Annotated in this window: 9 protein-coding genes; 6 read left to right on the top strand and 3 right to left on the bottom strand. The window is 47.2% G+C overall.

Going from position 1 to position 13,032, the window contains the following annotated elements:
- Nucleotides 1–51: 51 nt before the first annotated feature.
- Nucleotides 52–1,071 carry a homocysteine S-methyltransferase family protein gene (locus ABD846_RS02520; RefSeq protein WP_344822328.1) on the bottom strand — a complete coding sequence of 340 codons (1,020 nt, stop codon included), beginning with the start codon at nt 1,069–1,071 and terminating at the stop codon, nt 52–54.
- 84 nt (nt 1,072–1,155) lie between these two features.
- Between ABD846_RS02520 and ABD846_RS02515 the strand changes: the two genes are divergently transcribed.
- From ABD846_RS02515 to mqnC, 5 genes are all read left to right on the top strand, one after another.
- Nucleotides 1,156–1,617: a hypothetical protein gene (locus ABD846_RS02515; RefSeq protein WP_344822326.1), complete on the top strand. Its 462-nt coding sequence runs from the start codon at nt 1,156–1,158 to the stop codon at nt 1,615–1,617.
- 99 nt (nt 1,618–1,716) lie between these two features.
- Nucleotides 1,717–1,956 carry a hypothetical protein gene (locus ABD846_RS02510; RefSeq protein ID WP_344822324.1) on the top strand — a complete coding sequence of 80 codons (240 nt, stop codon included), beginning with the start codon at nt 1,717–1,719 and terminating at the stop codon, nt 1,954–1,956.
- 75 nt (nt 1,957–2,031) lie between these two features.
- Nucleotides 2,032–2,946: a PstS family phosphate ABC transporter substrate-binding protein gene (locus tag ABD846_RS02505; RefSeq protein WP_344822322.1), complete on the top strand. Its 915-nt coding sequence runs from the start codon at nt 2,032–2,034 to the stop codon at nt 2,944–2,946.
- Between the two features lie 53 nt (nt 2,947–2,999).
- The gene (locus tag ABD846_RS02500; RefSeq protein ID WP_344822320.1) at nt 3,000–4,586 is read left to right on the top strand and encodes a tetratricopeptide repeat protein; all 1,587 of its coding nucleotides are present in this window, start codon (nt 3,000–3,002) and stop codon (nt 4,584–4,586) included.
- Between the two features lie 124 nt (nt 4,587–4,710).
- Nucleotides 4,711–5,832, top strand: coding sequence for a cyclic dehypoxanthinyl futalosine synthase (gene mqnC / locus ABD846_RS02495; RefSeq protein ID WP_344822318.1), 1,122 nt, complete (start codon nt 4,711–4,713; stop codon nt 5,830–5,832).
- A 79-nt stretch (nt 5,833–5,911) separates the two neighbouring features.
- Here mqnC and ABD846_RS02490 read toward each other — a convergent pair whose 3' ends face one another.
- Both ABD846_RS02490 and ABD846_RS02485 read right to left on the bottom strand, forming a co-directional pair.
- On the bottom strand, nt 5,912–7,195 hold the full coding sequence (locus ABD846_RS02490) for a UDP-N-acetylmuramoyl-tripeptide--D-alanyl-D-alanine ligase (RefSeq protein ID WP_344822316.1): 1,284 nt from the start codon (nt 7,193–7,195) through the stop codon (nt 5,912–5,914).
- A gap of 71 nt (nt 7,196–7,266) precedes the next feature.
- Nucleotides 7,267–8,790, bottom strand: a complete 1,524-nt coding sequence (locus ABD846_RS02485; RefSeq protein ID WP_344822314.1) for an SUMF1/EgtB/PvdO family nonheme iron enzyme — start codon at nt 8,788–8,790, stop codon at nt 7,267–7,269.
- Nucleotides 8,791–9,175: 385 nt separating this feature from the next.
- Here ABD846_RS02485 and porU point away from each other — a divergent pair, with 385 nt between their 5' ends.
- Entirely contained in the window at nt 9,176–12,949 is a 3,774-nt protein-coding gene (porU, locus tag ABD846_RS02480; RefSeq protein ID WP_344822312.1) for a type IX secretion system sortase PorU, read from the top strand.
- The last annotated feature ends 83 nt before the right edge of the window (nt 12,950–13,032 follow it).

Below are 13,032 nucleotides of genomic sequence, written 5' to 3'. Positions count from 1 at the left end.
CCGGAACACTTATTCCGGCGGCTTTCTTTTGCGTTGCTGGCGCGTTTATTTTCAGACCGTCGCGAGTTCCGGCAGTGGACGCGTCGGATATTTTTTCATCTGATCTGCGATAGCCCGGATATGCGGTGGTGTTGTACCGCAACAGCCTCCGACCAGGTTCACCCAACCGTTCGCAGCAAACGAACCTACTATGGAAGCGGTCATTTCAGGAGTTTCATCATATTCTCCCATTGCATTCGGAAGACCGGCATTGGGATAGGCACTCACGTTACATGCAGCGAGGGCCGAAAGCTCTTCAATGTGCGGGCGCATCTGCTCCGCGCCCAGGGCACAGTTCAGACCAATACTCACCGGGTTTGCGTGCATCATAGAAACATAGAAAGCCTCCAGCGTCTGCCCGCTCAGGGTCCGGCCCGATGCATCGGTGATCGTACCGGAGATCATCACCGGTAAAGGTTCCCGGCCGCTTTCCTCGTAATAACGGTTCAGCGCAAATACCGCAGCCTTGGCATTCAGCGTATCGAAAATAGTTTCAATCAGCAGGATATCCGCTCCCGATTCATCCAGCGCTTTGATCTGCTCATAATAAGCGTCAGCTACCTCGTCGAAAGTAATAGACCGGTAACCGGGATTATTTACGTCCGGCGACAAGGAAAGCGTTTTATTCATCGGACCAATTGCCCCGGCAACCCATTTTTGCGCACCCGGGTGATCCGCTGCAAATGCATCGACCGCAGCCCTTGCTACCTTTACCGCAGCCCTGTTGATCTGGTCGGCATATGCTTCCATGCCGTAATCTGCAAGCGAAACACGCTGCGCATTAAATGTATTGGTTTCGATAATATCTGCTCCGGCGTCCAGGTATTCACGATGGATCGCCTGAATGATCTCCGGGCGGGTAAGACACAGCAGGTCATTGTTACCCTTCAGGTCAGACGGCCAGTTTTTGAATAAATCCCCGCGATAATCCTCCTCTTCCAGCTTGTACCGCTGGATCATCGTGCCCATGGCTCCGTCGATTATCATAATGCGTTTTTTAAGCTCCTGGAGTAACTGTGCGCGCTTCGTCATTGTTCAGTATTTTAAGGGAAACCACAAAATTAAAGGATTTCAGACTCGGAATCTTCTAATTTTGCGCTGCAAACAGGCTTAACAATGAACGCTCAAAAACAATTCATCCGGGAATTCCCCGAAAAACTGAAAAGGATCAGTCCGGATGCACAGCCTTTATTCGGTAAAATGAATCCGCAGCAAATGGTGGAGCACATGGCCGAATATATCCGTCTTGGTTATGGTAATCCTGTAGTTACCGAAAGCTTCTACGCTCCTGAAGCAACGGAAAAATTACATGCATTTCTGCGCAGCGACAAAAGTTTCAGGGAAAATACTCCCAATCCGCTGATGAGCGAAACGCCTCCGGCTACAGTACATCCCGACTATGCAACTGCAGTGGCCGATGTAGCCAGGGCGGTAACTGAATTATTTGATGCCTTTGAGCGCCTGCCGGAACTGAAAGTCGCCAACCCGTTTTTCGGTTTGCTGGACGAAGAACTGAGCTACCATCTCCTGGCCAAACATGCGGCACACCACTTACGCCAGTTTCCGGTGATATCCTGATCTGCTTTTATGGATAAAAACGCTGTTTTCATCTTATAAATACATCTCAAGCGGCAATTTGCGCTACTTTTGCGCCATTCTTAATAAAAAACAGCACTTATGAGCACTCAGGATCAGGACTACAGTCACAATCCCCCCAAATGGAGAGCTTATCTTCACCTTGCCATGGGCCTGGTATATCTTTTAATGGGAGGACTGGTACTATACATGCGGAAATTCGGCAGTATCGAACTGACGGACTTTTCCACTTACGGGCTTTGTTCCCTGCTGGGCCTGTACGGTTTGTTCCGCATCTGGCGCGGATCGAAAGACTTGCAAATGAGCAAAAGCCGCGACTAGCAAGCCTGTTAATTTTCTGTTAGATTCAAAATGCGGGTCAACGATACCACACAATTAATGTCTAAACTTGCACGTATGCGTTTCAAAAATCAGTTAATCGCTCTGTCTTTGGGAACACTGAGCCTGGCGTCCTGCGGCGAAGACAAATCTGTACCGAAGGAAACCGACACTCCTACTTCAGGCGTCCTTAAAATGGTGGTGGATGAAACCTATAAGCCTGTGATCGAGGAAGAAGTGAAGGTGTTTATGAGCAATTACCCCGATGCCAAAATCGAGGTAAGTTATAAACCCGAGGCGGAAGCCATACAGGATTACCTCGCGGGGAAGACCAAACTGATCGTTGTTTCCCGCAAGCTTACCGAAAAAGAAGAGCAATATTGCCTGAACAACAAAAACGTGCCGAGCTCGCTGGAACTGGCAAAAGATGCGGTAGCGCTTGTCTGCAATAAAGATGCAAAAGACACGGCTTTCAGCATATTGGAATTGAAAGGCATTATCGCCGGCGAATCGCAGAAAAAATACACGATTGTTTTCGATAATGCCGGATCCAGTACCCTGCGCTTTATCACCGATTCCGTAATGGGCGGTCAGAAAACAGGTAAAAATCTGTACGCGGTAAAAGGAAACCAGCAGGTGATCGATTATGTAAAGAAAAATCCCGAAGCGCTTGGATTTGTGGGCTTAAGTTTCGTAACCGACACAATGGACTCCACAGCCGAACGTTTTTCAACAAGTATCAAAGTAGCTTCTGTTTACAGCGATACAATGCAGGAATATTATCAACCCTACCAGGCTGATATCGCATTGAAGCATTATCCGCTGGTACGGAAAATGACCTATATCAAAAATGAAACGTACCAGGGTCTCGCCACCGGCTTCAGCAACTTTATGGCTTCAGATATCGGCCAGATGATCATGGGTAAAGAGCGACTGGTGCCTTTGCGCATGAGTATCGTGGTGCGCGAGGCGGAGATCAACACAAAAAAATAAGTACTCATCTAAAAATACGGAATGCTAAAAACTATACGTTAATCTTAACTGTAATGAACAACAAAAAAACAATGCTTGCGATTGCCTTCATGGGTCTTGCCGTTGGTGCAAATGCCCAATCAATGGAGGAAGGAATCAAAATGCTGAATTACGAGAGATACGAAAGTGCTCAGAAAATTCTGCAACCTATGGCTGCCGGTAACGCGCGTGCCAATTATTACCTCGGCCTGGCGCAACTCGGAAATGAAGATACCGCAGCTGCCCGTGCCACCTTTATGAAATTCCCGGAAGATGCGGCGAATATCGCCGGATTGGCACGTCTTGATTTTGCCCAGGGTAAGAATACCGAAGGAACCACAAAAGCCCTTCAGGCTGCTGCTAAAGCAAAGAAAAAAGATACGGAACCACAACGCTTCGCTGCAGACGCCCTTGCTTCTGACGGCGGTTCTCCGGCTATGGCAGTTGATCTGTACACCAAATTGCTTGAAAAAGATCCGAATAATGCGAGCCTGCGTATCGCATTTGCAGATGCATCGCAGCAATTGGATAACGGTGCCGGTAAAGCAATGAGTTCTTATGAAGACGTAATTGCCAAAGACCCTAAAAACTCTCTTGCGTACAGCCGTATCGGAAAACTGTGGTATGCAGCCCGTAAATATGACAGCGCGCTTGTTAACTATGCCCGCGCCAAGGAAGCCGACCCAACCAATCCGCTGCCTTACCGCGACCTGGCAAATGCATACTTCTATGTAGGCAAATACGAACTGGCCAAACAAAACAGCGATGAATACCTGAAATACTCAGATAAGTCGACTGAAGATAAAATCCAGCATGCCAATCTCCTGTATCTGGCCAAATATTATCCTGATGCGATCGCTGAAATGCAGCAACTGATCTCAGAAGGAGCAGAAAAGCCATACATGTACCGCGTTATCGGATACAGTCAGGCGGAAACAAAAGATTACGCAAACGCGCTGATCAACATGGATAAGTTCTTTGCAAAACAGGATCCGAAAAAAGTTCTGCCTTCCGATTACATGTACTATGGAAAAATTCTGGCGCAGACAGGCAAACCTGATGAAGCCGACACTTATTTCAATAAAGCCGTTGCAGCCGATACCTCTAAAGACAAATCGGAAACCTACCGCAGCATTGCCGAAGGGTTCGTGGAACTGAAAGCTTATGGTAAAGCAGGCGAATGGTTTGGCAAAATAGTTGCCGAAAAACCAGACACCAAAGTAATGGATTACTTCAACTGGGGCTTGTACAAGTATTACGGTAAAGAATACGAAGAAGCGGGTAAAGCATACGCGGCTATGCACGCTAAATATCCCGAACAACCTTCCGCGGTTTACTGGCAGGGACGGGTAGCTGCAGCAATTGACCCGGAAGCTAAAACCGGCGCGGCGCTGCCTTACTTCAACGATTGGTTGAAAATCCCGGATTCAGAAAATTACACGAAGAAAAGTCCTGACCTGATCAAAGCATACCAGTATATCGCCCTCTATAACTACAATACAGGAAATAAAGCGGAAACCAAAGTATACATGGACAAGATCACCGCTCTGGACCCCAACGATGGCCTGGTGAAACAACTGAAAGACGTAATGGCGAAACCTGCCGGTAAAACAGGTAAATAATCGCCCTTTCAATAAGATACCAATACCCTGTACGGTTTCGTACAGGGTATTTTATTACCTGAACTTATACCCGCATCACGACAAAATACACCGTTGAAATGGAACGAAATAAGTACTTTTGAGTATGCAATTAAGCGAATTGTACGCGAAGGCACTGAACTTCGAATTTTTAAGTGTTGCAGAAGGAGTATTCCTGTATGAGCACGCCCCGCTTACCGAACTGATGTATGTGGGCAATGAACTGAGAAAAAAACAGGTACCCCACGGAAAGGTTACATGGATCATCGACCGGAACATGAACACTACCAATGTTTGTGTGGCCAACTGCAAATTCTGCAATTTTTACCGTATTCCCGGTCATCCCGAATCTTACATTACAGACATTGAGACCTACAAGCGTAAAATAGAAGAGACCTTCCGTTACGGAGGAGAACAATTACTGCTCCAGGGTGGACATCATCCTGAATTAGGAATCGAATATTATACGGATCTTTTCCGCGAACTCAAAGTCCTGTATCCGCAACTCAAACTTCATGCTCTGGGCCCTCCCGAAGTGGCACATATCTGTAAAGTATCCGGCATTTCGCACCGCGAAGCACTGACCCGGCTGAAAGAAGCGGGCATGGACAGTATGCCCGGACCCGGGGCAGAAATCCTGGATGACCGCGTAAGGCGCCTGATTTCAAAAGGGAAATGCGGAGCGCAGGAATGGCTCGACATTATGAAAGAAGCACACCAGATCGGGCTCACTACTTCCGCAACCATGATGTTCGGGCATGTGGAAACGATCGAAGAACGCTTTGAGCACCTGGTGAAACTCCGGGAGGTACAGTCTCTGAAGCCGGAACACGCCAAAGGTTTTGTGGCGTTTATTCCATGGACCTTCCAGGACGTGGACACCCTGCTGGCCCGTATCCGCAAAACAAAATACAATACCAGCGGAGACGAATATATACGCATGATCGCATTATCAAGAATCATGTTGCCCAACGTGAAAAACATTCAGGCATCCTGGCTTACTGTAGGGAAACAGGTAGCACAGATGTGCCTGCATGCCGGAGCAAACGATTTCGGCTCCATCATGATCGAAGAAAATGTGGTGAGCGCTGCCGGAGCTCCGCATCGCTTTACTGCAGATGGCATACAGGATGCAATCCGCGAAGCCGGATTTGAACCGCAACTGCGCAATCAGCAATATGAATTCAGGGAAATGCCTAACCTGGAACAACAGGTGATCACATACTAGGTGTTTTTAAGACTCCCCCAACAGAAGAGCCGCCTCAGTGAGACGGCTCTTCTGTTTAACCGGCAGATGTTCCGGTCAATTACAGAACTTCATAGATACGCTCCATTTTACTGCCCCGGCTGCCTTTGATCAGAATCAACGAATGTTGCGGCTTTTCGCTGGATACAAAAGCCGCTGCCTCAGCAGAATCAGGAAACCAGTGATATTTTCCCCTGAACGGCTCGAACTCCTTACCAACGAGAATAACGGACTTCCAGTCCCAGCGACCGATATACTCCACGAGATCCTGATGCTCTGCAGCTTCCGCATCGCCCATTTCCTTCATCGCCCCGAGCCATAACATTTTATTGCTTCCGGCCAAGCCGGCGAAATTGTCAATAGCGGCACGCATACTGGTAGGATTAGCATTATAAGCATCCAGAATTACCCGGTTGGTGCCCTTTTCCACGAGTTGCGAACGGCTATTGTCAGGATGATAGTTTTCCAGGGCCGCTTTAATATCAGCCCGGCCCACATCAAAGTAATTGCCTACAGCGAACGCAAGCATGAGATTGGCGAAATTATAGTCGCCGACAAGATTACTTTTTATTTCAATGGTGTATCCGGGAGCATTTGCCTGTAAATGGAGGGTTATCGAATCGTCCGAAACAGAGCCCGTGTATGTGGCATTAGTACTCCCGTAACTTACCCGATTCTCTATTCCTGCGGCCATTTCCTGTAAATAATCAAGGTCACTGTTGATAAAAATAGTTCCGCCGTTAGCACGGATAAAATCATACAGTTCTCCCTTCCCCCTGCGCACGCCTTCTATTCCTCCGAAGCCTTCCAGATGCGCCTTTCCGCAATTATTGATAATAGCGTAATCGGGTAATGCAATCTCGCAATAAGAAGCGATTTCGCGTTGATGGTTTGCTCCCATTTCGATAACGGCCATCTCCGCATCTTTACGGATTTTAAGAATAGTCAGTGGGACACCGATATGATTGTTCAGGTTTCCTTCAGTAGCATATGTCCTGTACTTCCGGGACAGCACTGCAGTGACGAGCTCTTTGGAAGTGGTTTTACCGTTTGAACCGGTGATCGCAATAAACGGGATATTGAATTGCCTGCGATGATATTGTGCGAGCGCCTGAAGGGTGCGGAGCACATCATCCACCAGGATACATCGTTCGTCCGTCTTAAATTCCGGGTCGTCAATAACAGCAAAAGAAGCGCCTGACTGCAACGCCTGATGCGCAAAGGAATTGCCGTTGAAAGACGGGCCTTTTAAGGCAAAGAAAATGTCTCCCTTCTGTATCTTCCTTGTATCTGTCTGTACCGATGGATATTGCTGATAGAGCGCGTATAGATTACTAATCTCCAAGGCTTGTGCTTTTTGTAAAAATAAAAAACCCACCAGATTATTGGTGGGCTTTTTATTATTTCTCAGAATTTTTATTTTCTTTTTCTCTTACCGGAGAAGTAGTTACCGGCACGGGTACTGTTTTTGCCGTCAGGGCTGCCCAGGCGATCCATTGCACAACGGAAACCTACTGTAGAGCTTGCCTTATCAGCCTGCATGAAGCGGCGGGTACCGGGAGACAGCCAATAAGCGCGGTCGGCCCATGATGCACCTTTGTATACTTTAGAATCATCATTAACCAGAGACGTTTTTCCGTAATCGTAGAAGTAAACGTTCATGCTGTCACCGTCGCCGTAGTTGCGGATATCGGCTTTCTTCACACGCCACAGGTTACCGTGAGCGAGTTCAGTAGAATCCAGTTCACGCTGTGTCAGACGTCCCAGACTATCTTTCTCTTGCAGAGAACCGTCTTCAGGGTTGCGTGTGTATGTTTCATAAACGTTACCACGGAACGGACGGAAATCGTCAACATCCTGGTGAGAGCTTGGGCGATAAGTATCTTTAACCCACTCAGAAACGTTACCTGCCATGTTGTACAGACCCAAAGCATTAGGCTGGTAAGATCCAACCGGAGCAGTTACGTCTGCGTTGTCGTTAAGACCACCGGCGATACCCATGTTGTCACCTGCACCGCGTTTGTAGTTAGCGAGGAACTCACCCTGATAAGTGTTACGGATCAGGTAACGGGTAGTGTTCGGATCACCCCATGGATAAGTATTTCTGTTGGTAACAACTTCTTCACCACGACGACGTTTGGTAGCAGGCTCAGGGTTGTTTCCTTTCAGACCAACAGCTGCGTATTCCCACTCAGCCTCTGTCGGAAGGCGGTAAGCTGGCAAAAAGTAGCCGTCGGAATAGTTAACACCACGCTTTCCGGATCCGTTCGGGTCGAAATCTTTTTTACGGTTGTTACCGGCAAGACCTTCGTATTGACCGGAAACGTATGCTTTATCGTTGTAAACGTCTTCATTCACCTGGTTAGGGTTCTTTTTCAGTTTACCGGATTTGATCAGGATCAATTCATTCACGCGGTCGGTACGCCATTCACAATAGTCGTTTGCCTGGTACCAGTTCACACCGACAACCGGATATTTGTTATACGCAGCGTGGCGGAAATAATAATCCACGAATGGTTCGTTGTAAGACAATGCTCTTCTCCAGCAAGTGGTATCAGGCAGTGATTTGGCAACCAGCTCCGGATAGTCGGAACCATATGCTCTACCCATCCAGTATGTATATTCACGATAGTCTACGTTGGCAACCTCTGTCTCATCCATGTAAAAAGAAGAAACGGAAACGGTACGTGCGAAATTCGACTGATCATCGTTCAGGTTATCCTCTGTCTGCCCCATTGTGAAGCGTCCGCCCTCTACAAATACCAGTCCGGGGCCTGTTTGCTGACCGGGGTAGTTCGGAACATCAAAACCACCCAGTTTCGGGTCGTTGTAGTTCCATCCGGTAGTGGCCGATGTCCCCGTGTTTTTAGAAGAGCATGCGGAGAAGAGCGTAGCTGTTCCGACGCACAGTAAGCTCATACTAATGAGTGTTCTTTTCATAATTCTGAGAGAAATATTTACTACTAAAAAGTCTACTATTGATAAAAGTCCTACAATAGTAGAGCATCTTTTTCAAAATGTCAAGTATTTACAACTCGTTTTTTTAAAAAAACTTTTACAAACACCGTGCGTTTTGAAAGTGTGCTGCGCTAAAAGTACGGCGTATTGAATTATTTCCCAACATTTTTCAAAAATTATCGCTAAGGTTTGCCAACGGCCCGCCGATACTATCTGTCAGGTAAGCTCCATCTCCTCACCGGCAGATAATATTTAACAAATAGCTGCGTTTTAGGTAGACGAAAACAATGCACACATACAATCTGAATATGATTGAGGTTGAGTGGCGGATCGTAACTTTGTATTTCCCTGCACCTAAATATTTTTTATGAAAAATTCTTTATTACTGCTTGCTCTGCTCCCCGCCTCTTTCGCGGCACACGCCCAGCAGGCCCATACTTTTTCCAAAAGCACTTCAGGCAACGCTGTACTGAACGGTTTCTTCATCGAGCCCGTAAAACTGACACTGTCCGGCACTCCTGAAGTAAAGGTGACAGACAAGGTGTATACGTTGCTCGAAGACACAGCCAAAACGGAACTCATACAGAAAGCAGGCGTTGCCGTGGATGTGGGCATAGAACGCAAACATCCGGTAGCGATGGTGCGCGTGCCTGCTTACCGCAGAAACGACGCGGGCCAGTGGGAGGTACTTAGCTCGTATACGCTTACCGTTATTGAAAAAGAAGCAACAGCAAATAACAGCATATCCGACGCATCCAATCCTACTGCGCGCACTACTACTGCAAGCACTTCGGTATTGGCATCCGGATCCTGGCAAAAAATTGCAGTTGCCGAAAGGGGTGTCTATAAAGTGGACTATGATTTTGTCAGTTCCAAACTGGGCAAAGGCGGCTCCATTAACAGTACAAACATCCGTTTATTCGGCAATGGAGGCACTATGCTGCCGGAATCCAATAAGGTTGCGCATCCGGACGACCTGGTTGAAAATCCGATTGAAATGCATGATGGCGGCGACGGCATTTTCAACGCGGGAGATTACTTCCTGTTTTATGCGAACGGTCCCGTAGCCTGGCTCAAAGACAGCGTCAATCAGGGTTTTATCCACCTTATAAACCTGTATGCCGACGCCAGCTATTATTTCATCACATTTGACAACGGAGCCGGACTGCGGATTTCCGATGCTGCCGGAACTACAAAACCCGCAACTACAAATGTTTCCACCTATAATGAATACGCGAGCTACGAAAAAGAACAATACAATCTAGGGCTTTTCGGAAAAACATGGTGGGGCGATATGCTGAATTTTAGCGGAACCGGTACAAATGAAAAGAATATAGTCTTCAACCTCGACAATATCAACGATACGGTTTACTACCGTTACAGTCTTGCGAGTGCGGCGTTGGGAAAATCGGGAGCCGCGGCTTTTTATGTATCGCTGAATGGCACTAACATCGGCTCACATACCGGCATCTACGGCATTGACGGCTCAGATGGAACCGATCCTGCGGTCGGTGTTTTCAACTCCGGTATGCTGGTTCAATCCAGCTCCGGCACACTCACTTTCAATATCAACTACCAGAAAAACGTTTCCAGTGCGAAGGGCTATATAGACTATGTGGAAGTAAATACACGCCGCACACTGAAACTCAATTCCGGCGGACAGATTGTATTCCGCGACTGGCGCAGTGTAGCTCCGGGATCCGTGGCGCAGTTCAACATCCAGAATGCAGACGGGAATACCCGTGTATGGGATGTTACAGACCCGCTTCATCCGTCGGTAATGCAGGGAAATCTTTCCGGCTCTGTATATAGCTTCACCAATGATGCCGATATATTGCATGAATATGCCGCTTACGGTACGGGCTTTATGTCGCCTGCTTATGTAGGAACGGTTGCCAATCAGAACCTGCACGGACTGGCTCAGACGGACTATATCATCGTGAGCCATCCCGATCTTACCGATGCGGCAAATAAACTGGCGGAATACCACAGGAACAACAGCGGTTTGTCTGTAACAGTTGTCACCACCGACCAGGTATATAACGAGTTCGGCTCCGGTGCGAAAGACATCAGCGCGATCCGCGACTTTGTACGTATGTTTTACAAACGGGCCGGATCAGATGAAAGCCAGCTGCCTAAATACCTGTTACTGATGGGCCAGGCATCATTTGATTATAAAGACATTATCCCCAATACCGCCAAACTCGTTCCTACTTATGAAACACCGGAATCCCTCTCGGCTACATCCGGCTATTGCAGCGACGATTTCTATGCATTACTGGACGATAACGAATACATCCATGAAGGATTCCCGCTTATGGATATAGGTGTGGGACGTATTCCTGCGACTAACGCGGCAGAAGCATCTGCCGTTGTGGATAAGATCATCCGCTATAAAAGCAATTGCTCGCTGGGACCGTGGCGCCTGAATAACATTTATGTCGCCGACAAAGAAGACGGCGGCGGAGATCATCTTCTGGATGCCGATGCGATGTACACAACGGTTACTAACTCCAGTGACATCTACAACGCGCAGAAGGTGTATCTCGACAACCTGGACATCATTTCCACCCCGGCAGGATTCCGCTGCCCGGATGCGAACAAGATTATCAACGACAATATGTACAAGGGTGCTTTCCTGATGAATTACAGCGGTCACGGAAGTATCTACACGCTGTCGTCCAAAAGGATTGTTACGCAGACAGATTATAATGCCTGGACCAACAGCTGCAAAATGCCGATTATGATCACCGCTACCTGCGACTTCAGCAGATTTGACAACCCCGCATTGCAATCGTCCGGTGAAAAGATCATGTTGAAATCCGACGGCGGTGCTATTGCGCTTGTCACCACCACCCAGGTTGTATATGCAACTTACAACAGGGTATTTAATCAGTCTTATCTCAGCACGCAATTCCAGAAAGAAGGCAATATCTGGCATACGTTCGGTGACGCATTCCGTATTTCGAAAAATTATGTGATCGCTTCCGGCGATACCTTCAATTCCCGCAAGTTTGCACTATTGGGAGACCCTGCTTTACTCCCGGATTTCCCACGCTACAATATGCAAACAGACTCTGCGCAGGAGGTGATCGAAGGAACTGCAGTGAGAGCTGACACGATCAATTCGCTCGGCCATTACCGCATCTTCGGCTCTGTCCGCGACGATAACAATATCGTAATGAGTGACTTTAATGGCAAAGCATACGTCACTATTTTTGACAAACGCCAGATCGTATCCGTGAAAACCGATAACAGTTCGGAATACCGCAGGTTCATTACACAGAACAATATTATTTACAAGGGTACGGCAACTGTTACAAACGGTGTCTTCAATTTCGATTTTATCGCCCCTAAAGACGTGAATTACGATTTTGGTAAGGGCAAAATCAGTTATTATGCTGAAAATGGCAGTACCGATGCAGCAGGCAATGACACCAATATGGCGGTTGGTGGCTTTTCCGAACATTATGTGCTGGATGAAGACAGTCCGGTGATCCGTCCTTTCATGAACGATTCGCTGTTTAAAAATGGCGGCCTTACAGGAACCAATTCGATCCTTTACGCCATTATCACAGATGAAAGCGGCATCAATGTGTCCGGCAACTATGTGGGTCACGACCTTAGCGCCATCCTGGACAACAATGAGGAAACACCTTATGTACTGAATGATTACTATGAGACGGCACCCAACACTTACAAAAGAGGGTATGTGAGCTTCCCGATCAGCGGACTTTCTGACGGTATGCACTCTCTGAAGATCACCGCCTGGGATGTATTCAACAATTCCGGATCAGGCATCGTGGTATTCGAAGTAGCCAATGGTTCCATTGTAAAAATCAGAAATATATACAGCTATCCGAATCCTTTCCGCGAAACAACAAAATTTGTTTTCGAACATAACCATCCGAATGAAGAACTTACCGCTACAATAAATATATATGATATGGCCGGCAGCCTGGTGCGTACACTGAGCCAGACCTTCACTCCCACAGGTAGCAATTCAGCTGATATTGTTTGGGATGGAACAGGCAACGGCGGTGAAAAACTGAACAGCGGCGTGTATATGTGCCGTATCAAAATCGCCACTTCCAAAAATATTGAGGATATGGGATACCAAAAGGTTGTATTGATTCGTTAAACAGAAAAAAGATTTTCTTAATGAATTTCTTTAATTTTGCTCACATTTTCAGACTAAACAAAAACAAAACTGAATTACTCAAG

It is taken from the genome of Rurimicrobium arvi, assembly GCF_039540495.1.
Lineage (GTDB): Bacteria > Bacteroidota > Bacteroidia > Chitinophagales > Chitinophagaceae > Rurimicrobium > Rurimicrobium arvi.
Note: the sequence above shows the minus strand (reverse complement) of the source record. Positions and strands in the feature narration are given on the sequence as shown.